This is a genomic window from Micromonospora sp. CPCC 205554, from assembly GCF_036902745.1.
Taxonomy (GTDB): domain Bacteria; phylum Actinomycetota; class Actinomycetes; order Mycobacteriales; family Micromonosporaceae; genus Micromonospora; species Micromonospora tulbaghiae.
The window spans coordinates 46873-67408 of record NZ_JBAKHP010000017.1; the positions used below are offsets into that span (position 1 = coordinate 46873).

Here is a 20536-nt window from a genome sequence, read left to right on the forward strand (position 1 = left end):
GGCGGACCGCGAACCGCGCGTCAGGGGATTGCCGATCCGGTCCGGTGGGCATGATCGTCCACTCGTGATCAAGCGACACGGCACGGGGGCGCGTGCCGCACGGCGGACGGAAGGGCGCGGGGATGGGTGCACTGCGCAAGGCGGGGGTCTGGCTCGGTCTCGTCGAGGAGGACGACGAGCGGGCGTACGAGGACGGTGGCTACGACAAGGGTGGCTACCGGGACTCGTCGCGCTACCGGTCGAGCCGGTACGCCGAGGAGTTCGCCGACGAGGACGACGACGAGGCCGAGGAGCCGCCGACGACGCGGAGCCGGCTCGGCGACCGGGGCCGGCTGTCCGAGCGCGCCTCCAGCCGCGCGGTCGACGCCGACCGGGCCGAGTCCGAGCGCCCGGAGCGGGCCGAGCGGTCCAGCGTGCGGTCGATCACCCGGTCCTCCGCCGGTGACACCTCGGGCGCCCTGACCTACCACACGCGTGACAACCTCGCGCTCGCGCCGCAGGCCCAGCCGCGCGAGCGGGAGCGTGTGGCGCCGGAGGACGAGCAGCGCTACCAGATCACCACGCTGCACCCGACCACGTACCGCGAGGCGCGGACCATCGGCGAGCACTTCCGTGACGGCGTGCCGGTGATCATCAATCTCACCGAGATGGACGAGGCGGACGCCCGCCGGCTCGTCGACTTCGCCGCCGGGCTCGCGTTCGGTCTGCGCGGTACGATCGAGCGCGTGACCAACCGGGTGTTCCTGCTCTCACCGGCCAACGTCCAGGTCACCGCGGAGGACAAGGCCAAGATCGCTGAGGGCGGCTTCTTCAGCCTGAGCTGAGCCGCACGACCGAGGGACGTCGCCTGCCGTGTTGTCGATCCTGTTCCAGGTGCTCTACCTGCTGCTGTACATCTTCCTCATTGTCCTTTTGGCGCGATTTGTTCTTGGGGCGGTGCTGGCCTATGGTCGCCGCTGGCAACCGGGACGGGGAGCGTCGGCGGGACTGGAAGTCGTGTGGAGCGTCACTGATCCGCCCCTGCGAGCGTTGAGGCGTGTGATCCCACCACTGCGAATTGGTACCGTGAGCATCGACCTGGCCTCCCTTGTGCTCCTGGTTATCCTGTTCGTGCTGATGGAGTTCGTGTTTAGGCGCCTGATCTTCGCGTTTGCCTGACCAGAGCGCTTTCGCGGCCGCAACTGACCCGAGGAGTTTCGATGCCGCTGACCCCGGCCGACGTCCACAACGTCGCCTTCAAAAAGCCGCCGATCGGCAAGCGGGGGTATGACGAGGAGGAGGTCGACGCCTTCCTGGACGAGGTCGAGCGCGAGCTGGCCCGTCTGATCGAGGAGAACAACGAGCTGCGCGCCCAGGTGGAGCGCGGCGGCCGGGGTGGCGCTCCCGCCGGCCCCGGCGGCGACGCCCGCCTCGCGGCGGAGCTCAACGACGTCAAGGCCCAGCTCGACCGGGTGCAGCGCGACAAGGCGGCCGCCGAGCAGGCGGCCCGCGCGATGCAGGCCGAGCTGGAGCAGGTCCGCACGCAGGGCGGCCCGGCCGGCGTGACCGGTGACGGCGAGCAGCAGGCGCTGCGGGTGCTCATGATGGCCCAGCGCACCGCCGACGACCACGTCTCCGACGCCCGTCGCGAGGCCGACCAGCTGCTCTCCGAGGCCCGCTCCAAGGCCGAGGAGGTCACCCGGGAGGCGCGCGCCAAGGCCGACGCCCTGGAGCGGGACGCCCGCCAGCGGCACCAGGAGGCCATGGGCGGCCTGGACGCCAAGCGCACCGCGCTGCAGAAGCACATCGAGGAGCTCAAGCAGTTCGAGCGCGAGTACCGCACCCGCCTCAAGGCGTACCTGGAGAGCCAGCTGCGTGACCTCGACGGTCGCGGCCAGGGTCTCGAGGTGGAGATGAACCGCTCCGAGGGCAACCGTGCCACCGGCAGCAACGGTCTCGCCGCGGCCGGCCTCGCCGGCTCCTACGGCGGTGGCCGCGCGGGCTCGCTCGAGTCCGGCCGCTGATCCCGCGTCGGTGGCCGTCCCCGTGACGGCCACCGACCGCCCAGACCGACACGACGCGGCCGGGGGTGAGCCGTGGTAGCCGCCAGCATCCTGCTCATCCTCGTCGCGGTCGTGCTGCTGATCGCCGGCCTCGCCGGCGGATCCAGCCTCCTGCTCATCGTCTCGATCGCGGCCAGCCTGCTGTCCGCCGTCGCCTTCGTCGCGTTCGCCCGCCAGGCAGCCGCGACGCGGGCCACGGCCGGCCGGGAGGCCGGGCCGCGACTGCGGACCCCGCACACCGTCCCGTCCCCGGACGAACCGGTGAGCCCGGTCCCGCACCACACGTCCACCGTCGGCGCCGGCGGATCCGGGTGGCGGCAACCGCCCGGGTCGCCGGTGACCGAGCCGGACGACGTCCCGCCGCCGGCCGCGTACTCGCCGCCGGCCGGGCCGCTCGACACCGAGCCCGCCGCGGGGCCGTACACGACGGCGTTCGGCACCGAGCCCGCCGCCGGGCCGTACGCGACGCCGGATCCGGTGGTCGCGGACGCGGCGCCCTACTCGCCGCCCGGCCCCCGCGCGCCGGAGACCACGCGGCCCACCTCGCCCGCACCGGGCGAGGCGTTCGACGGCGACCCGCCGGCCGAGTTCCTCTCCACCGGTGAGGTCGCCCGGCTGGTCCGGCTGCCCGACGAGGTCCTGGTGGTCGACGGCCATCCCCGCTTCCACCTGCCCGACTGCCCGCACCTGGTGGGCCGGGAGGACGAACCGCTGCCGGTCGCCGAGGCGGTCGCGCTGGGTTTCACCCCGTGCGCGCGCTGCGCCGCCGCCACCACCCTGCTCGCCGAGGCCCGGCCGCGCTGACCATGACGATCGCGGACGACACACTCACCGTCGCGGTGCGGGTGAAGCCCGGGGCGGCCCGCGCCCGGGTGGGCGGGCGGTTCGACGGGCCGTACGGCCCCGCGCTCGTCGTCGCGGTGCACGCGCCCGCCGTGGACGGCCGCGCCACCGAGGCGGCCCGGCGCGCGCTCGCCGACGCGCTCGGCGTCCGGCCGGCGACCGTGTCGCTGCGCTCCGGCGCGGCCAGCCGGGACAAGCTGTTCCTGGTCGAGCGCCCGCACGACGGGCTGCCCGAGGTGCTGCGCCGGCTGCGCGACGGCAGCACGGCGTGAGGTCCGGTCGGGCCGGCCGGCGATGACCCCTGGGCTCGACGTCGCGCTGCTCGTGGGCGCCGCCGTGCTGCTGGTCGCGGTGGGCGCGGTGCGGTTCTCCACCCGGCTCGGCGTACCGAGTCTGCTGGTCTACCTGGCGCTCGGCGTGCTGCTCGGCGAGGCCGGCCTGGGCATCCGGTTCGACGACGTCGAGCTGACCCGGGTGCTGGGCTTCTGCGCGCTCATCGTGATCATCGCGGAGGGCGGCCTGACCGCGCGGTGGAGCATGTTGCGGCCGGTGCTCGGGCTGGCCGCGGCGCTGTCCACGGTCGGCGTCGTGGTCAGCATCGTGGTCGTCGGCGTGGTGGTCCACCTGCTGCTCGGGCTGGACTGGCGGCTGTCGCTGCTCTACGGCGCGGTGCTCTCCTCGACCGACGCCGCGGCTGTGTTCGCCACGCTGCGCAGGTTGCGCCTGCCGCCCCGGCTGGTGGCCGCGCTGGAGGCCGAGTCCGGCGTGAACGACGCCCCGGTCGTGCTGCTGGTGCTGCTGCTGTCCCGCGCCGGGGTCGAGGCCGCCCACCCCTGGTGGTACGAGGTGCTGCTCCTCGGCTACGAGCTGAGCGCCGGCGCGGCGGTCGGGGTCGGCGCCGGGCTGGCCGGCCGGTACGCGCTGCGCCGGGCCGCGCTGCCGTCGGCCGGCCTGTACCCGATCGCGGTGGTCGGCTTCACCGTGCTGGCGTACGCGGCCGGCTCGGTGCTGCACGCCTCGGGCTTCCTCGCCGTGTACGTCGCGGGCGTCCTGCTCGGCAACTCGCGGCTGCCGCACCGCCAGGCCATCCTGGGTTTCGCCGACGGGCTGGCCTGGCTGGCCCAGATCGGCCTGTTCGTGCTGCTCGGTCTGCTGGTCTCGCCGAGCCGGCTGGACGCGGCGGTGCTGCCGGCCGTGATCACCGGGCTGGCGCTGCTGCTGCTCGCCCGGCCGCTGTCGGTGGCGGTGTCCGCGCTGCCGTTCCGGGTGAACCTGCGCGAGCAGCTCTTCCTGTCCTGGGCCGGGCTGCGCGGCGCGGTGCCGGTCGTGCTGGCGACCATCCCGCTGTCGCTGCACGTGCCGGGGGCTGATCGCCTGTTCGACGCCGTCTTCGTCCTGGTGGTGATCTTCACGTTGCTCCAGGCCGGGACGCTGGCCCCGGCTGCCCGCCGGCTGGGCGTGACCGCGCCGGCCGAGGCGAGCGAGATCCTGCTGGAGACCGCGCCGCTGGAACGGATGCGCGCGGACCTGCTCCAGCTGGAGGTGCCGGCCGGATCGCGGCTGGCCGGGGTGCACGTGGACGAGCTGCGGCTGCCGGTCGGTGCCGCGGTGACGCTCGTGCTGCGCGACGGCGTCGGGTTCGTGCCGGGCGCCGACACCCGGTTCAAGGTCGGGGACAGCCTGCTCATCGTCGCCACCGCCGGCGTGCGGGACGAGACCGAGCGGCGGCTGCGGGCGGTGAGCCGCCGGGGCCGCCTGGCGAGGTGGTTCGGGGAGTACGGCGAGGAGCCGGCCCGCTGATCTGCTACCGTTCCTTTTGCCCCGATTGATGGCAGTCCGGGGCGGATACGTGGGACGACGGTGCGGCACGTTGTCGGACGCCTGTACGTTCCGTATTCTTGCCAACCTCCGGAGTGCACGGCGGGCCCGCTCGCCGTGCACCCTTCCGTACGCGGACGACGCCGACGGCGGCGTCTCCGCCCACGCACCGCTGACCGCCGCGCCACGCGGCTGAGGGAGCTGACGATGGCGAAGCCAGCCGACACCAGGACCGCCGGTCGCAAGCCGGTGGCGAAGGCCACCCGCAGCGCGGCGGAGACCGAGAAGATCCGGGCCGCCCTGGCGGCACGGCGGGACGAGCTCAACGCCGAGTACGATCAGACGCTGAGCGAGATCACCGAGCTTCAGCGCGACCGGCTGACCGACTCGGCCGGGGACGACCAGGCCGACACCGGCACCAAGACGTTCGAGCGGGAGCAGGAGATCTCTCTCGCCAACAGCATCAAGGAACGGATCACGCAGGTCGAGCGCGCGCTGGAGCGCCTCGACGAGGGTGGCTACGGCTGGTGCGAGCGGTGCGGCAACCCGATCCCGGTGGAGCGGCTCGCCGCGTTCCCGTCGGCCACCCTCTGCGTGACGTGCAAGCAGCTGGAGGAGCGGCGCTGATCACCGCTCCCCGGCGGCCGTACGGCAGACGGTGACCACACCGTCGCGAACGTCGATGGGGAGCAGATGACCGCAGCACCGCCCGCCGGGGCCGGCACCACCGAGTCGGGCGCCGGCGCGCCCCGCCGTAAGGCCGTCGGCCTGCTGCTCGGCGTGTCCCTGTTCTCGCTGCTGGCGGACCTCGGCACCAAGCAGCTCGCGCTCGCCGAGCTGACCGGCCGGGAGCCGGTGTCGCTGCTCGGCGGCGCGGTCTACCTCAGCCTCACCCGCAACAGCGGCGCGGCATGGAGCATCGGCTCCGACCACACCTGGGTCTTCCCGATCATCACGTTCGTGGTGATCGGGTGGATCACCTGGATGGCGCTGCGGCTGCGTTCGCTGCCGTGGGCGGTGTCGCTGGGCCTGGTGCTGGGCGGCGCGCTCGGCAACCTGGTCGACCGGATCTTCCGCGCGCCCGGGCACTTCGTCGGCCACGTGGTCGACATGATCAGCCTCTTCGACCCGTACGGCCAGGTCTGGCCGGTGTTCAACCTGGCCGACAGCTCGCTGGTGTGCGGCGTGGTGCTGGCGGTCTTCCTGGAGCTGACCGGCCGGCAGCGCGACGGCTCCCGGCTGCGCGACGAGAAGCGCGACGACGCCGCCCCGGCCGAGCAGCGGGAGACCGCGTGACCTCCGCGTTCGCCGCCGGCGGCGACACCCGTTCCCTGCCCGTGCCCGACGGCCTCGACGGCATGCGCCTGGACCAGGCCGTGTCCCGCCTGTTCGGGCTCTCCCGCACCGCCGCCGCCGGCCTGATCGACGCCGGGGACGCGCTCGTCGACGGCGTGGCCCGACCCAACTCGCACAAGGTCAAGGCGGGTTCGTGGCTGGAGGTCACGCTGCCCGCGCCGGCCACGCCGCCGGCCGTGGTGCCGCAGGCCGTGCCCGGCCTGACCGTGGTGTACGCCGACGACGACATCGTGGTGGTCGACAAGCCGGTCGGGGTGGCGGCGCATCCGAGCCCGGGCTGGACCGGCCCCACCGTGATCGGCGGGCTGGCCGGCATCGGCCACCGGATCTCCACCAGCGGCGCCGCCGAGCGGCAGGGCGTGGTGCACCGGCTCGACGTGGGCACCACCGGGATCATGGCGGTGGCCAAGAGCGAGCGCGCGTACACCGCGCTGAAGCGGGCGTTCAAGTTCCGCGAGGTGGAGAAGCGCTACCACGCCGTGGTGCAGGGCCACCCGGATCCGCTGCGCGGCACCATCGACGCGCCGATCGACAGGCACCCGCACCACGACTACCGGTGGGCGGTGGTCTCCGGCGGCAAGCCGAGCATCACCCACTACGACACGCTCGAGGCGTTCCCCGCCGCCAGCCTGCTCGACGTGCGTCTGGAGACCGGGCGTACGCACCAGATCCGGGTGCACTTCTCCAGCATGCGGCACCCCTGCGTGGGCGACCTGACCTACGGCGCGGACCCGACGCTGTCCGCCCGGCTCGGGCTGTCCCGGCAGTGGCTGCACGCCCGCTCGCTGAGCTTCGCGCACCCGGGCACCGGCGACGAGGTGACGTTCGTCAGCGAGTACCCGGACGACCTGGCCCGGGCGCTGGAGATCCTGCGCGACTGACGTGAGCGACGATCCCGCGCCACCGCGCCGGTCCCGGTCCGCCGCGCTGACCTGGATCGCGCTGGCCTGCGCGCTCGTGGTGCTGGTGGTGGCGGTGGCGCAGCGGCGGGACCGCCCGGCGAGCGACCGCACCATCGGCGAGGTGACCCGGGTCGGCGTGACCGACGGCGCGAGCATCCCGGCGTACCTGCGCGCCGCCGGGGACGAGCTGGCCCGCCTCGACGCGCCCGACGGCTACGCCCTCGTGTCGTTCGGCGACTACCTGACCCCGGCGCGGGCGGCCGCCGCGCTGGACGGCACGCGGGTCTCGGCGGTGGTGGCGCGGGTGCCGCTGCCCGGCCGGCAGACCGAGATCGTCCGGATCGCGGCACTGCGCCTGCCGCAGGACGTGGTGGCCGGGATGGCCGGCGTCGCGACGCGCAAGGACCGGGAGGCCGCGGACTACCGGTCCCGCGCCGCCGCGACCACAGGCGATGCGGAGCTGCGCCGGGTGTACGACAGCGGCGCCGAGGTCGCCGCCCGCGAGGCGCAGGCGTACCGGGCGGGCTGCGCCTGCGTCTACGCCGCGGTGGTCGGTGCCGCGCCGGACTCCCTGCGCGCGCTCGCCGGCCGTCCGGGCGTGCGGGTGGTGGACCCGGCGCCGGAGGTGACCCGTCTGGACCGGACCGTGTTCACCCCGCCGCTGCCCGAGCAGCGTGACGTGGTCCGGCCGCCGGCCGACACCGAGCCGGCCGGGGCAGGCGGAATGGGCGATTCGTCGGAAGCTGCACGGACGGTGAGCGGACCTTCACCCACCGCCCCCGCGTCCGTCGCCGGCTCCGGGACACCCAATCCCGCTCCCACCTCCTGAGACATCGGGGCACGCGGCGACCGGGCCGATCCCATGGTGCGGCGGGCCACCGGGCGATGTGCGGCGCGGGGAGTGGTCCGAATAGGGTTTCGTTCGTAGCCTGTCAGGCGGAGATCGATGGGCTGGGGGAGGGCGAATCCTTGGACGGCAGCGAGACCGGCTGGGGTCGGCAGGGCGAGCCGGCACCGCGGTGGCGGGCGCTGCTCGACCGGGCCCGGCTCGGCGGTCGCGGCGCGGAGCACGCCGACGCCGACCGGCACGTCGAGGAGCAACCGGCGCCGCCGCCCGACCCGCTGCCCCGCCGTGGCGCGGGCACCGGGTGGACCGGCCGCGCCACCGCCGTCGGCCGCGCCCCCGACGGGTCGTACGGCGCCGAGCCCGGTTACCGGGCCGAGGCCACGTTCCGGGTCGACCCGGCCTTCCGCGCCGATCCCCGGCACGACGGCGAACCGGCATACCGGGCCGAACCGGCGTACCGCAGCGACCCCGAGCCGTCCTGGCGCGCCGGGCAGCCCTACCCGCCCGACCCGTCCTGGCGCGCCGACCCGTCGTTCGCGCCCGACCCGTCGTTCGCGCCCGAGCAGCCCTTCACCGCCGAGCCGCGCCCGGAACCGTCCTGGCGGCCCGAGCCGGCCCGTCCGGAGCCGCGCGGCCGGGCCGAGGCGCCGGCCGAGTCCCGGTACTCCCTCCTCGACGGCGGCTACCGTCCCGCGCCGCCGCCGGCCGAGTCCCGCTACGCGCTGCTCGACCGGGGCCGCTACCGGCCGGACACGCCGCCCGCCCCGGAGCCGGTGGTGCCCGCGCCCCGCCGCCCGCTGGAGGGCCGCTCCGGCCGGGTCGACGCGGCCCAGGTGCAGTGGCGCGCCCCGGAGCCGGACCCGGAACTGGAACGGGCGACCGGCGTGCTGCGCCGCGAGCTGGGCACCCCGAGGGTGCTCGCCTTCGCCAACCCCAAGGGCGGGGTGCACAAGACCACCGCGACAGTGCTCGCCGCCGCGACGGTGGGCAGCGTACGCGGGCGCGGCGTGCTCGCCTGGGACGACAACGAGCTGCGCGGCACGCTCGGTCTGCGCGCCGGCAGCGCCCGGCACGCCCGTACCATCCGTCACCTGATCCACGACCTGGCGCAGATCGAGATCCTCGAGGGCAACACGCTGCTGTCGCACCTCGACGACTACCTGCGGCACGCCTCCGACGGCTCGTACGACGTGCTGGCCGGCGAGGAGAGCCCGCGCTTCGCCCAGCGGCTCGACCAGTTCACCGTCAAGCGGGTGCTGGAGCTGCTGCGCCGCACCCACGAGGTGGTCTGCGTGGACACCGGCAACAACGTGGAGAGCCCGAACTGGCGCACCGTCATGCAGGCCGCCGACCAGCTCGTGGTGACCACCGTGCCGCGCGAGGACGCGGCGTTCAGCGCGGACTGGATGCTCGACCTGCTGCACGAGGTGGGCATGGGGGAGCTGGCCGACAACGCGGTCACGCTGATCTCCTGCCCCACGCCGGGGCGTACCTCGTTGCAGGACGACCTGGAACGGCACTTCGCCACCCGTACCCGTGCGGTCGCCGTGGTGCCCTACGACCCGGCGCTGGAGACCGGCTCCTCGATCGAGTATCACCAGCTCCAGGCCGAGACCCGCGACGCCTGGCTCAAGGCGGCGGCGGTGATGCTGGAACCGTTCGCGCGCTGAGCGCCGACCACCGCCCCGCGCCGTGCCCGGGCCTGAGAGGATCAACGGGTGAGTCCGGACACCCCTGAGCCCGAGCGGGCGCGCGAGCGCACCGACGGCACCGACGCGCGTACCGGCGACGCCCCGCGTCCCGGCGGCGCGTGGCCCGAGCGCGAGCAGCCGCCCGGCTGGCCCGGTGGCCTGCCGGTGCCGGCCGGCACGCCGGTCACCGCGCCCGGCGCCGACCCGCTCGCCGGGCACCCCGGCGTGGTGGCGGAGCTGCCCGGCGCCGACGCCTCCCGGTCCGGCCGCCCGCTGGTCACCACGCTCGGCGTGGTCGCGCTGCTCACCACGCTCGGCGTTCCGCTGGGGCTGCTCTGGGCGTGGGCGGCGCCCGCCACCCCGGTACGGCAGACCCCGGCCGGCGCGGTCTACGCGACCACGCAGCCGGAGCAGCCGATCGCCGCCGACGGCTGGTTCAGCCTCCTGGCGCTCGGCTTCGGCGTGCTCGCCGCGATCGCCCTGTGGGTGCTGCTGCGCCGCCGGCGCGGCCCGGCCGGCCTGCTCGCGGTGACGCTCGGCGGTCTCGGCGCGGCGGTGGTGGCCTGGCAGGTCGGCCGCCGGATCGGGCTGTCGGCGTTCCAGCGGCTGGTGGAGACCGCGCAGCCGGGCACCGCGTTCACCAAGCCCGTCGACCTGCGCGCCGGCGGCGTCGACTGGTACGGCCCGCTGCCGTTGCCGCACGGGAACCTGCTCCTCGCCGCGTTCGGCGCGGCCGTCACGTACACGCTGCTGGCGGGCTGGTCGCGGTGGCCGTCGCTGCGGCCGGAGCCGGAGCCCGACGCGGCCTGGCCGCCGCCCCCGCCCGGGTTCAGTTCGGCGCCGGGGGACCAGCCAGCTCGCTGAGCGGCACCGGCACCGCGCGCACCTGCCGCAGCAACGCCGTCTCCCGGTTGAGCAGGCGCAGCTCGGCGCGTAGCCGGCCGGCCGTGTCGTCGACGGCGAGCAGCCGCTGCCGGTCGGCGACGGTCAGCGCGGCGGTCGCGGCGACCAGGTGCGACAGGACCGTCGGATCCTCCGGCAACTGCTCGGTGATCTCCTGCTGGTCCGGCCGGATCAGGCCCAGATACTGCCGGAACACCGAGATCACCCGGGCCGCCAGCAGGTCGGAGACCTCGTCCGGGCCGTCCGGCTCCGGCAGCCACTCCACCTCGGCGGTGAGGTACGGCTCGGCGGAGTCGTCGACCTCGGCGACCCGGAACCGCCGCCGCCCGACCGTGACGATGTCGAAGCCGCCGTCGGCCAGCTCGGTGACCTGCCGCAGCTCGGCGGTGCAGCCGACCTCGTGCAACGTGACCTCGCCGCCGGCCGGCCCGGAACGCCCCGGCGGCCCGGCCGGCGCGACCTCCCAGCCGGCCTGGATCGCCACCACGCCGAACTCGCGCGGCGCGCCCTCGGGCAGCCCCACGAGGTGGCGCACCAGCGCCTTGTAGCGCTCCTCGAAGATGTGCAGCGGAAGGACCAGCCCGGGGAAGAGGACGGTCCCGAGCGGGAACACCGGCAGCCGTGCGCTCACGTGATCGAGCGTATCGCCAACCCGCCCGCCCGCGCGTGTCCCGGCTCACCGTCCCGGCGTGCGGGCGGGCCCGGCCGGTGACACCGGCGGCGGCCTAGACTCGCAGGCGTGCTGAATCGGATCGACCTGCGCGGCGGGGCACGTGACCCGCGCCGCCTGCTGCCCCGTGCCCAGCTCGACGTCTCCGTGGCGGTCGAGCGGATCCGCCCGCTCGTGGAGGCGGTCCGGGACCATGGGTACCCGGCGATCCGGGAGGCGAGCGAACGGTTCGACGGCGTCTCCCCGGAGCGGCTGCGGGTGCCGGTCGAGACGATCCGCGCCGCCGAGGACGAGCTGGACCCGCAGGTCCGCGCCGCGCTGCTGGAGTCGATCACCCGGGCCCGCAAGGTCCACGCCGACCAGCGCCGCACCGACCACACCACGACGGTGGTGCCGGGCGGCACGGTGACCGAGCGGTGGGTGCCGGTCGACCGGGTCGGTCTCTACGTCCCCGGCGGCCTGGCCATGTACCCGTCGACGGTGGTGATGAACGTGGTCCCGGCCCAGGCGGCCGGGGTGCGCTCGCTGGTGGTGGTGAGCCCGCCGCAGAAGGACAACGACGGCCTGCCGGACCGCCGGGTTCTCGCCGCCTGCGCGCTGCTCGGCGTGGACGAGGTGTACGCGGTCGGCGGCGCCCAGGCGGTCGCCATGCTCGCGTACGGCGCGGGCGTCGACCCGGCCGGCGACGAGCGCTGCGAGCCGGTCGACATGATCACCGGTCCGGGCAACATCTGGGTCACCGCCGCGAAGCGGCTGCTGCGTGGCGTCGTCGGCATCGACGCCGAGGCCGGCCCGACCGAGATCGCGATCCTGGCCGACGACACCGCCGACCCGGCGCACGTCGCCGCCGACCTGATCAGCCAGGCCGAGCACGACCCCCTCGCGGCGAGCGTGCTGGTCACCCCGTCCACCGCGCTGGCCGACGCGGTCGACGCCGAGCTGGCCCGGCAGGCGCCGGCGGCCAAGCACGCCGAGCGGATCGGCACCGCGCTGCGCGGCGAGCAGAGCGGCGTGGTCCTGGTCGACGACCTGGAGGCGGGGCTGCGGGTGGTCGACGCGTACGCGGCCGAGCACCTGGAGATCCAGACCGAGAACGCCCGCGAGTGGGCGCTGCGGGTGCGCAACGCCGGTGCGGTGTTCGTGGGCGCCTGGTCGCCGGTGTCGCTCGGCGACTACTGCGCGGGCTCCAACCACGTGCTGCCCACCGGCGGCTGCGCCCGGCACTCCTCCGGGCTGTCCGTGCAGTCCTTCCTGCGCGGCGTCCACCTGGTCGAATACACGCAGGACGCGCTGCGCGAGGTGGCGCCGCACGTGGTCACGCTGGCGACGGTGGAGGACCTGCCCGCGCACGGCCAGGCGGTCAGCGTCCGGTTCCCCGAGGGCGGCGCGTCGTGACCACGCTCGACGATCTGCCGATCCGCGACGACCTGCGCGGGCGGACGCCGTACGGGGCGCCGCAGCTCGACGTGCCGGTGCGGCTGAACACCAACGAGAACTCCTACCCGGTGCCCGAGCCGGTGGTGGAGGCGATCGGCAAGGCGGTCGCCGCCGAGCTGCGCGACCTCAACCGCTACCCGGACCGGGACGCGGTGGCGCTGCGCGCCGACCTGGCCGGCTACCTCGGTCACGGGCTGACCGCCGACCACGTGTGGGCGGCGAACGGCTCCAACGAGATCCAGCAGCAGCTGCTCCAGGCGTTCGCCGGTCCCGGGCGCACCGCGCTCGGCTTCACCCCGGCGTACTCGATGCACCCGCTGCTGGCGCTCGGCACCGGCACCCGGTGGGTGCCCGCCCGGCGCGGCGAGGACTTCGGGCTCACCGCCGGCGACGCGGTGGCCCAGGTCCGCGAGCACCGGCCGGACGTGGTGTTCCTCTGCTCGCCGAACAACCCGACCGGCACCGCGCTCGACCCGGCCGTGGTCGCAGCGGTGCTGGACGAGGCGCCCGGCATGGTGGTCGTGGACGAGGCGTACGCCGAGTTCGCCCGGCCCGGCACGGTCAGCGCGCTCGCCGTGCTGCCCGGCCACCCCCGGCTGGTGGTGACCCGCACCATGAGCAAGGCGTTCGGGTTCGCCGGCGGGCGGCTCGGTTACCTGGCCGCCGACCCGGCGGTGGTGGACGCGGTGCAGCTGGTCCGGCTCCCTTACCACCTGTCCGCGCTCACCCAGGCCGCCGCCCGCGCGGCGCTGGCGCACCGGGACGCCCTGCTCGGCACCGTGGCCGCGATCAAGGAGCAGCGGGACCGGATCGTCGCCGAGCTGCGCGCCCGGGGCCACCGGGTGGCCGACAGCGACGCCAACTTCGTGCTGTTCGCCGTCGAGGGGGACCAGGCGGTGGCCTGGCGTACCCTGCTCGATGCCGGCGTGCTGGTGCGCGACGTCGGCCTGCCCGGCTGGCTGCGCGTCACCGCGGGCACCCCGACCGAGACCGACGCCTTCCTCACCGCGATGGAGACAGTTTCATGAGCCGGATCGCCCGGATCGAGCGGGTCACCAACGAGACGAAGGTGCTCGTCGAGATCGACCTCGACGGCACCGGCAAGGCCGACATCGAGACCGGCGTCGGCTTCTACGACCACATGCTCAACCAGATCGCCCGGCACGGCGGCTTCGACCTGACCGTGCACACCGTCGGCGACCTGGAGATCGACGCGCACCACACGATGGAGGACACGGCGCTCGCGCTGGGCGCCGCGTTCGACCGGGCGCTGGGCGACAAGGCCGGCATCCGGCGGTACGGCTCGGCGACAGTCCCGATGGACGAGGTGCTGGTCCGGGCCGCCGTCGACCTGTCCGGCCGCCCGTACGTGGTGCACGACGAGCCGGTGCTGGCCCCGTACATCGGGCCGGTCTACCCGACGAGCATGACCCGGCACATCTGGGAGTCGTTCGGCCAGTCGGCCCGGATCACGCTGCACGTGGACGTGCTGCGCGCGGCCCGGCCCGGCGGCCACCCGGACGCCCACCACGTGGTCGAGGCGCAGTTCAAGGCCGTCTCCCGCGCGCTGCGCGAGGCCACCGCGCTGGACCCGCGGAACGCGGGCGTGGTGCCGTCGACGAAGGGCGCCCTGTGATGAAGGTGCTGCCCACACTTCTGTTGATCCTGGCCGGCCTGCTGGTCGGCGGGACGTGGTCGCTGCTCAAGCAGGGCGCGCCCCGCGCCGCTGTGGTGATCACCGGCCTGCTGGCCGTGCTGGCCACCGTCGCCGGGGTGCTCTGGCTGCTGCCGGGGGAGAGCTGATGGCACGGGTGGTGGTGCTCGACTACGGCTCGGGCAACCTGCGTTCGGCCGAGCGCGCGGTGGCGCGGGCCGGCGCCGAGGTGACAGTCACCGACGACCTGGACGCCGCCGCGTCGGCCGACGGCCTGGTGGTGCCGGGCGTGGGCGCGTTCGCCGCGTGCATGGCCGGGATCGAGGCGCTGGGTGCCGGGCCGGTCATCGCCGACCGGGTCGCCGCCGGGCGGCCGGTGCTGGGCATCTGCGTCGGCATGCAGATCCTGTTCGGGCACGGCGAGGAGCACGGCGTGGTCACCAAGGGGCTGGGGCTGCTGCCCGGCGGCGTGACCCGGCTGCCCGCGCGGCGGCTGCCGCACATGGGCTGGAACACCGTGCGGCCGCCGGCCGGCTCGACGCTGTTCGCCGGGCTGCCGGGCGACACCCGGTTCTACTTCGTCCACTCCTACGGCGTGACCGACCCGGCGGCGCTGGCCGAGGCGGGCGCCACGGTGACCACCGCGCACCACGGCACGGACTTCGTCGCGGCGGTGGAGCGGGGGCCGCTGTCGGCCGCGCAGTTCCACCCGGAGAAGTCCGCCGACGCCGGTGCCGCACTGCTGCGCAACTGGCTCGGCACGTTGTGACCGGACCGGTCCGGGGCACGCGGGCGGGGCGTCCGCGAGTGTTCGCGTGAGCAAGGAGCGGGCCCGCCGGCGCGCGGAGCGCGAGGCCGAGCAGGAGCGGGCGCGCGCCGCCCGCGCCCGCCGGGTGGCGCGCCGGGAACGGCGTCGTTCCCTGGTACGCCGGCTGACGCCGTCGCTGCGGCGCGGGCGTACCGGCCGGCTGCGCCGGCACACCCGCCGCGAGCGGGCGACGATCCTGGTGCTCACCGTGGTGGCGGTGGTCGCCATCTGGAATCTGGTGGACGACCTCGCGCTGCGGCTGGTGCTGGTCGTGTTGTTGTTGCTGGTCCTGCCCGCGATCGTGGTGATCGCGCTGGACCGTCGTTGAGGATCCGAGGAGAGAAGCGTTGAGCCTCACCCTGTTGCCCGCCGTGGACGTCGCCGACGGCCAGGCCGTCCGGCTCGTGCAGGGCGCCGCCGGTAGCGAGACCGCGTACGGCGACCCGCTGGACGCGGCTCTGGCCTGGCAGTCCGACGGCGCGGAGTGGATCCACCTGGTCGACCTGGACGCCGCGTTCGGGCGGGGCTCCAACGCCGCGCTGCTCGCCGAGGTGGTCGGCAAGCTGGACGTGAAGGTGGAGCTGTCCGGCGGCATCCGCGACGACGAGTCGCTGCGGGCGGCGCTCGGCACCGGGGCGGCCCGGGTCAACATCGGCACCGCCGCGCTGGAGGACCCGCAGTGGTGCGACCGGATCTGCGGCGAGTACGGCGACCGGGTGGCGATCGGGCTGGACGTGCGCGGCCGTACCCTGTCGGCGCGCGGCTGGACCCGCGACGGCGGTGACCTCTACGAGGTGCTGGCCCGGCTGGACGCCGCCGGGGCGGCGCGGTACGTGGTCACCGACATCACCAAGGACGGCACCATGCGCGGGCCCAACCTGGATCTGCTGCGCGAGGTGTGCGCCCGCACCGACGCCCCGGTGATCGCCTCCGGCGGCGTGTCCACGCTGGACGACCTGCGGGCACTGGCCACGCTGGAGCCGGTGGGTGTGGAGGGTGTGATCGCGGGCAAGGCGCTCTACGCGGGCGCGTTCACCGTCGCCGAGGCGCTGGCGACGCTGCGGGCCGGCGCGTGACGGCCGAGCCGGCCCGGACGCCCGTGGATGCCGGGGTGGTGACCCGGCTGGGCTCGGGTGGCCCGTGGGAGGCGCTGTACGGCTACTCCCGGGTGGTCCGGGCCGGCTCGCTGGCGATCACCGCCGGCTGCACCTCCACGGTGGACGGGCGGGTGGCGCACGCGGGTGACGCGGCGGCGCAGACCGCGCAGGCGATCCGGATCGGCCTGGACGCGCTGGCCGAGGTCGGCGCCGGGCCGGCTGACGTGGTGCGGACGCGGATGTACGTGACGGACCGGATCTACGCCGACGAGGTGGGCCGGGCGCACAACGCGGTGTTCGGCCTGGTGCGCCCGGTCGCCACGATGGTGGTGGTGGCCGGGCTGATCGACCCGGATCTCCTGGTCGAGGTCGAGCTGGAGGCGTACCTGCCGGACCGCTGAGCGGCACCCGCGGTGGCCGGCGCCGCTTCGTCGCCCGATAAGTTGTGCACAACTTGATTGCACGCTACGGTTCAGGGCGTGACCGATGATCTGGTGCTGCGCCGGCAGGTGTGCTTCGCGCTCTACGCGGCGTCGCGCGCCCTGACCGACGTCTACCGGCCCATCCTCGACGAGCACGGGCTGACCTACCCGCAGTACCTGGTGCTGCTGGTGCTCTGGGAGCACGACGACGACGCCCCCACGGTCTCCGAGCTCGGCGGTCAGCTCCGGCTCGACTCCGGCACGCTCTCCCCGCTGCTCAAGCGGCTGGAGGCGGCCGGTCTGGTGGTGCGTACCCGCTCGGCTGCCGACGAGCGCCGGGTCGAGGTGGGCCTCACCGACCGGGGCCGGGCGCTGCGGGAGCGGATGGGTGACGTGCCACGGCGGGTGGCCACCGCGACCGGGCTCACCGAGACCGAACTGGTCTTCCTCCACGGCATCCTCACCCGGGTCACCGAGACGATCCACCGACAGAAGGAGCAGTGACATGCAGGTGCTCTACACCGCCTCCGCCCGCGCCACCGGCGACGGCCGCGACGGTCACGTCCGGACCTCAGACGGCACGGTCGAGCTGGACCTAGCCGTACCGAAGGAGATGGGCGGCGCCGGCGGCGCGGCCAACCCGGAGCAGCTCTTCGCGGCCGGCTACGCGGCCTGCTTCCACTCCGCGCTGCGCGTGGTGGCCCGCCAGGCCAAGGCGGACGTCTCCGGCTCGGTCGTCGAGGCCGAAGTGGGCATCGGCCCGAACGGCAGCGGCGGCTACGGCCTGGCCGTGACGCTCGTGGTGGATCTGCCCGCGGTCGAGCGCGCCGCCGCCGAGCAGCTCGTGGACGCGGCCCACCAGGTGTGCCCCTACTCCAACGCGACCCGTGGCAACGTCGAGGTCACCCGCACGGTCCGCGAGGCCCGATGAGCGGGATGAACCGGGAGATCCACCTGGTGTCCCGGCCGGACGGCTGGCCGACGCCGGAGAACTTCCGCCTGGTCACCACCGAGGTGCCGACGCCGGGCCCCGGGCAGGTCGTGGTCCGCAACCGGTTCATGTCCGTCGACCCGTACATGCGCGGGCGGATGAACGACGTCAAGTCGTACGTGCCGCCGTTCGCGCTCGACGCCCCGCTCGACGGCGGCGCGATCGGTGAGGTGGTGGCGGGCGAGGCCGGCGGCGTCAAGCCCGGCGACACGGTGCTGCACGGGCTCGGCTGGCGCGAGTACGCGCTGGTGGACGCCAAGGGCGTGCGCAAGGTCGATCCCGGCCTGGCGCCGGTCACCGCGTACCTGGGCGTGCTCGGCATGACCGGGCTGACCGCGTACGCCGGGCTGCTCGACGTGGCCGCGATGAGGCCGGGGGAGACCGTGTTCGTCTCCGGCGCGGCCGGCGCGGTGGGCAGCATGGTCGGCCAGATCGCGAAGCTGCGTGGCGCCGGCCGGGTGATCGGCAGCGCCGGTTCCCCGGCGAAGGTCGAGCGCCTCACCGCGCTCGGCTTCGACGCCGCCTTCGACTACCACGACGGCCCGGTGTACAAGCAGCTCAGGGCCGCCGCCCCGGACGGCGTCGACGTGTACTTCGACAACGTCGGCGGCGATCACCTGGAGGCCGCGATCGGGGCGATGAACCTGCACGGCCGGGCCGCCATCTGCGGCATGATCGCGCAGTACAACGCCACCGAACCGCCGGCCGCGCCGCGCAACCTGGCGCTGGTGATCGGCAAGCGGCTGACGCTGCGCGGTTTCCTCGTCGGTGACCACGGTCACCTGCGGGAGCAGTTCGTGCAGGAGGTGGCGGGCTGGCTGCGCGAGGGCCGGCTGTCGTACGACGAGACGATCGTGGACGGCATCGAGCAGGCCCCCGAGGCGTTCCTCGGCCTGCTGCGCGGCGAGAACCTCGGCAAGATGCTGGTCCGTCTCTGACCGGCGCGAACGCACTCCCGCCGCGGGCGGTGGTGACCGGCCTCACCGGCGGGTCGCCACCGCCCGCGCGTTCGTTAGGCTCGGGGCATGACGGTGGCGGTACGGGTCATCCCGTGTCTGGACGTGGACGCCGGGCGCGTGGTCAAGGGGGTCAACTTCCTCGACCTGCGCGACGCCGGCGACCCGGTGGAGCTGGCGGCGGCGTACGACCGGGCCGGCGCGGACGAGCTGACCTTCCTCGACGTCACCGCCTCGTCCAGCGACCGGGGCACCATGCTCGACGTGGTGCGGCGCACCGCCGAGTCGGTCTTCATCCCGCTCACCGTGGGCGGCGGCGTACGCCGGGTCGCCGACGTCGACACGCTGCTGCGCGCCGGTGCGGACAAGGTCGGCGTGAACACCGCCGCCATCGCCCGGCCGGAGCTGATCGCCGAGATCGCCGACCGGTTCGGCCGCCAGGTCCTGGTGCTCTCGCTGGACGTGCGCCGCGCACCGGCCGGCACGACGCCGAGCGGCTTCGAGGTGACCACGCACGGCGGCCGCCGGGGCACCGGGCTGGACGCGGTCGAGTGGGCGGCGCGCGGCGCCGAGCTGGGCGCGGGCGAGATCCTGCTCAACTCGATGGACGCCGACGGCACCAAGGCCGGGTTCGACCTGGCGCTGATCCAGGCGGTCCGCGAGGTGGTCGACGTGCCGGTGATCGCCAGCGGCGGCGCGGGCGAGGTGGCCCACTTCCCGCCGGCCGTCGGCGCCGGGGCGGACGCGGTGCTCGCGGCCAGCGTCTTCCACTTCGGCGAACTGACAGTCGGCGAGGTCAAGGACGCGCTGCGCGGGGCCGGGCACCCGGTGCGCTGACGCGGCGGTCACTGCCGGCCGGAGTGCCCCTCGGGGGAGCGGCGCGGCATCGGGATCGACCGGACCACGTACTCCTGCACGGCGGCGGCGTGGTCGTCCTCGGCGAGCTGCCACTCGGACTCGGCGGGCGGGTGCCGCCGGGTCAGCACGCCCTGGACCGTGTCGACTGTGGTGCCGAGCCCGGCGCTGGGCCGGGTGCGCCAGAGCCGCTCACCGTCCGGGGTGACCCGGAACCAGCCGTCGGCGACGCTGACCAGGCCCGCGCCGACGAGCCGCCGGACCGCACCCTCCACCTCGTGTCGTTCCGGGATGGCCTGGTTGAGGTGGTCGGCTGTGGAGAGGACGTCGGCCAGCCGTACGCCTTCGGGGCGGCGTGTCGCGGCGGCCCGCCGGTGCCGGCCGGCGCCACTGGCGATGACCAACGCGACGAAGATCCAGGCGTCGCTCCAACGCCATCCGTTCTCCCCCATGCAGGAATGATGCCCGGCGGCGACGGCGGAGGAAACACCTGGTTTCACGGTTCTGCGTCGTCGCAGCTCAGCGCGTTGCGGCTCGGGCCGGGCCGTGGCGGTCGGCCCGGCCGCGGTCACGTAGCGTAGGCGCCGGCCGCCGGTCGTGCGGGCAGCGCGAAGACCGGGATGAAGAACTGGGCCAGCGGGCCGATGGTCAGCGCGTAGGCCACCGTGCCGAGGCCGACGGTGCCGCCGAGCAGCCAGCCGAGCGCCAGCACGGTGATCTCGATGACGGTGCGGACCAGCCGGACCGAGAACCGGGGGTGGCGGGCGACGAAGCCGGTCATCAGCCCGTCGCGCGGGCCGGGGCCGAGCCCGGCGCCGAGGTAGAGGCCGGTGGCGGCGCCGTTGGCGACGATCCCGGCGACGAGCAGCGCGACGCGCGCCGGCATACCCTCCCCGGGCGGCAGCACGGCCAGGGTGGCGTCGACGACCAGTCCGATCACCACGACGTTGCTGACCGTGCCGAGGCCGGGCCGCTGCCGCAGCGGGATCCAGAGCAGCAGCACGAGGGCGCCGACGGCGATGGTGACGGTGCCGAAGGACAGGCCGGTCTGCCGGGCGAGCCCCTGGTGGAACACGTCCCACGGGTCCAGTCCCAGCTCCGACCGGATCATCAGCGCCATGCTCACGCCGTACAGGACGAGCCCGGCGTAGAGCTGGGTGAGTCGCCGTGCCGGCCGGTGCCGGAGATTGCCAAGCTGTGCCATGCATGCCACCCTAGGGTCCAATCGCGGTCGTCAAGGGTGC

The 20536-nt window shown here is 74.8% G+C and carries 27 protein-coding genes; 24 read left to right on the top strand and 3 right to left on the bottom strand.

The annotated features are described in order from the left end of the window. The first annotated feature begins 122 nt into the window (after window positions 1-122). From V6U82_RS20480 to V6U82_RS20535, 12 genes are all read left to right on the top strand, one after another. Window positions 123-824 carry a cell division protein SepF gene (locus V6U82_RS20480; protein WP_091420775.1) on the top strand — a complete coding sequence of 234 codons (702 nt, stop codon included), beginning with the start codon at window positions 123-125 and terminating at the stop codon, window positions 822-824. A gap of 28 nt (window positions 825-852) precedes the next feature. Beyond that, window positions 853-1158: a YggT family protein gene (locus V6U82_RS20485; RefSeq protein ID WP_013287596.1), complete on the top strand. Its 306-nt coding sequence runs from the start codon at window positions 853-855 to the stop codon at window positions 1156-1158. A 41-nt stretch (window positions 1159-1199) separates the two neighbouring features. Further along, window positions 1200-2003, top strand: coding sequence for a DivIVA domain-containing protein (locus V6U82_RS20490; protein ID WP_091331126.1), 804 nt, complete (start codon window positions 1200-1202; stop codon window positions 2001-2003). A gap of 72 nt (window positions 2004-2075) precedes the next feature. Continuing rightward, window positions 2076-2846: a hypothetical protein gene (locus V6U82_RS20495; protein ID WP_436837002.1), complete on the top strand. Its 771-nt coding sequence runs from the start codon at window positions 2076-2078 to the stop codon at window positions 2844-2846. Window positions 2847-2848: 2 nt separating this feature from the next. Continuing rightward, the gene (locus V6U82_RS20500) at window positions 2849-3157 is read left to right on the top strand and encodes a DUF167 domain-containing protein (RefSeq protein WP_120568830.1); all 309 of its coding nucleotides are present in this window, start codon (window positions 2849-2851) and stop codon (window positions 3155-3157) included. Window positions 3158-3179: 22 nt separating this feature from the next. Next, window positions 3180-4685: a potassium/proton antiporter gene (locus V6U82_RS20505; protein ID WP_128138468.1), complete on the top strand. Its 1506-nt coding sequence runs from the start codon at window positions 3180-3182 to the stop codon at window positions 4683-4685. 225 nt (window positions 4686-4910) lie between these two features. Beyond that, window positions 4911-5330 carry a TraR/DksA family transcriptional regulator gene (locus V6U82_RS20510; RefSeq protein WP_018785248.1) on the top strand — a complete coding sequence of 140 codons (420 nt, stop codon included), beginning with the start codon at window positions 4911-4913 and terminating at the stop codon, window positions 5328-5330. Between the two features lie 66 nt (window positions 5331-5396). Next, complete coding sequence (gene lspA / locus V6U82_RS20515) at window positions 5397-5999, top strand: signal peptidase II (RefSeq protein WP_128138469.1); 603 nt, start codon at window positions 5397-5399, stop codon at window positions 5997-5999. Further along, the gene (locus V6U82_RS20520) at window positions 5996-6940 is read left to right on the top strand and encodes an RluA family pseudouridine synthase (protein ID WP_128138470.1); all 945 of its coding nucleotides are present in this window, start codon (window positions 5996-5998) and stop codon (window positions 6938-6940) included. The genes lspA and V6U82_RS20520 overlap by 4 nt, the downstream gene beginning before the upstream one ends. Window position 6941: 1 nt before the next feature. Continuing rightward, the gene (locus tag V6U82_RS20525; protein WP_334463567.1) at window positions 6942-7790 is read left to right on the top strand and encodes a hypothetical protein; all 849 of its coding nucleotides are present in this window, start codon (window positions 6942-6944) and stop codon (window positions 7788-7790) included. 140 nt (window positions 7791-7930) lie between these two features. Continuing rightward, a complete protein-coding gene (locus V6U82_RS20530; protein ID WP_334463569.1) occupies window positions 7931-9478 on the top strand; it encodes an ATPase in 1548 nt (515 codons plus the stop codon). 48 nt (window positions 9479-9526) lie between these two features. After that, the gene (locus V6U82_RS20535; protein ID WP_334463571.1) at window positions 9527-10363 is read left to right on the top strand and encodes a DUF2567 domain-containing protein; all 837 of its coding nucleotides are present in this window, start codon (window positions 9527-9529) and stop codon (window positions 10361-10363) included. Here V6U82_RS20535 and V6U82_RS20540 read toward each other — a convergent pair. After that, a complete protein-coding gene (locus V6U82_RS20540) occupies window positions 10329-11033 on the bottom strand; it encodes an LON peptidase substrate-binding domain-containing protein (protein ID WP_120568837.1) in 705 nt (234 codons plus the stop codon). The two genes, V6U82_RS20535 and V6U82_RS20540, sit on opposite strands and share 35 nt — an antisense overlap. Before the next feature lie 108 nt (window positions 11034-11141). Here V6U82_RS20540 and hisD point away from each other — a divergent pair, with 108 nt between their 5' ends. From hisD to hisF, 12 genes are all read left to right on the top strand, one after another. Beyond that, entirely contained in the window at window positions 11142-12467 is a 1326-nt protein-coding gene (hisD, locus tag V6U82_RS20545; RefSeq protein ID WP_252449271.1) for a histidinol dehydrogenase, read from the top strand. Beyond that, entirely contained in the window at window positions 12464-13537 is a 1074-nt protein-coding gene (locus tag V6U82_RS20550; RefSeq protein ID WP_334463575.1) for a histidinol-phosphate transaminase, read from the top strand. The genes hisD and V6U82_RS20550 overlap by 4 nt, the downstream gene beginning before the upstream one ends. Beyond that, window positions 13534-14145 carry an imidazoleglycerol-phosphate dehydratase HisB gene (gene hisB / locus V6U82_RS20555; RefSeq protein ID WP_334463577.1) on the top strand — a complete coding sequence of 204 codons (612 nt, stop codon included), beginning with the start codon at window positions 13534-13536 and terminating at the stop codon, window positions 14143-14145. Before V6U82_RS20550 ends, hisB begins: the two co-directional genes overlap by 4 nt. Window positions 14146-14150: 5 nt before the next feature. Continuing rightward, window positions 14151-14312 (top strand): hypothetical protein, encoded by a 162-nt coding sequence (locus V6U82_RS20560; protein WP_216936508.1) that lies wholly within the window; start codon window positions 14151-14153, stop codon window positions 14310-14312. Next, on the top strand, window positions 14312-14932 hold the full coding sequence (gene hisH, locus V6U82_RS20565) for an imidazole glycerol phosphate synthase subunit HisH (RefSeq protein WP_302907729.1): 621 nt from the start codon (window positions 14312-14314) through the stop codon (window positions 14930-14932). The genes V6U82_RS20560 and hisH overlap by 1 nt, the downstream gene beginning before the upstream one ends. A gap of 46 nt (window positions 14933-14978) precedes the next feature. Further along, the gene (locus tag V6U82_RS20570) at window positions 14979-15299 is read left to right on the top strand and encodes a hypothetical protein (RefSeq protein WP_334463581.1); all 321 of its coding nucleotides are present in this window, start codon (window positions 14979-14981) and stop codon (window positions 15297-15299) included. Between the two features lie 19 nt (window positions 15300-15318). Beyond that, window positions 15319-16047 carry a bifunctional 1-(5-phosphoribosyl)-5-((5-phosphoribosylamino)methylideneamino)imidazole-4-carboxamide isomerase/phosphoribosylanthranilate isomerase PriA gene (gene priA, locus V6U82_RS20575; protein ID WP_018785235.1) on the top strand — a complete coding sequence of 243 codons (729 nt, stop codon included), beginning with the start codon at window positions 15319-15321 and terminating at the stop codon, window positions 16045-16047. 35 nt (window positions 16048-16082) lie between these two features. Continuing rightward, window positions 16083-16469 (top strand): RidA family protein, encoded by a 387-nt coding sequence (locus tag V6U82_RS20580; protein ID WP_334463589.1) that lies wholly within the window; start codon window positions 16083-16085, stop codon window positions 16467-16469. A 78-nt stretch (window positions 16470-16547) separates the two neighbouring features. Then, window positions 16548-16994 (top strand): MarR family winged helix-turn-helix transcriptional regulator, encoded by a 447-nt coding sequence (locus V6U82_RS20585; RefSeq protein WP_120568842.1) that lies wholly within the window; start codon window positions 16548-16550, stop codon window positions 16992-16994. A 1-nt stretch (window position 16995) separates the two neighbouring features. After that, complete coding sequence (locus V6U82_RS20590) at window positions 16996-17421, top strand: organic hydroperoxide resistance protein (RefSeq protein WP_091045350.1); 426 nt, start codon at window positions 16996-16998, stop codon at window positions 17419-17421. Beyond that, a complete protein-coding gene (locus V6U82_RS20595; RefSeq protein WP_128137457.1) occupies window positions 17418-18419 on the top strand; it encodes an NADP-dependent oxidoreductase in 1002 nt (333 codons plus the stop codon). Before V6U82_RS20590 ends, V6U82_RS20595 begins: the two co-directional genes overlap by 4 nt. 87 nt (window positions 18420-18506) lie before the next feature. Continuing rightward, the gene (hisF, locus tag V6U82_RS20600; RefSeq protein ID WP_128137456.1) at window positions 18507-19274 is read left to right on the top strand and encodes an imidazole glycerol phosphate synthase subunit HisF; all 768 of its coding nucleotides are present in this window, start codon (window positions 18507-18509) and stop codon (window positions 19272-19274) included. 8 nt (window positions 19275-19282) lie between these two features. On the opposite strand, the gene V6U82_RS20605 is transcribed toward hisF, so the two are convergent. Further along, a complete protein-coding gene (locus V6U82_RS20605; RefSeq protein ID WP_128137455.1) occupies window positions 19283-19744 on the bottom strand; it encodes a hypothetical protein in 462 nt (153 codons plus the stop codon). Between the two features lie 116 nt (window positions 19745-19860). Then, window positions 19861-20496 (bottom strand): membrane protein YczE, encoded by a 636-nt coding sequence (gene yczE, locus V6U82_RS20610; protein WP_091420707.1) that lies wholly within the window; start codon window positions 20494-20496, stop codon window positions 19861-19863. Window positions 20497-20536: the final 40 nt, after the last annotated feature.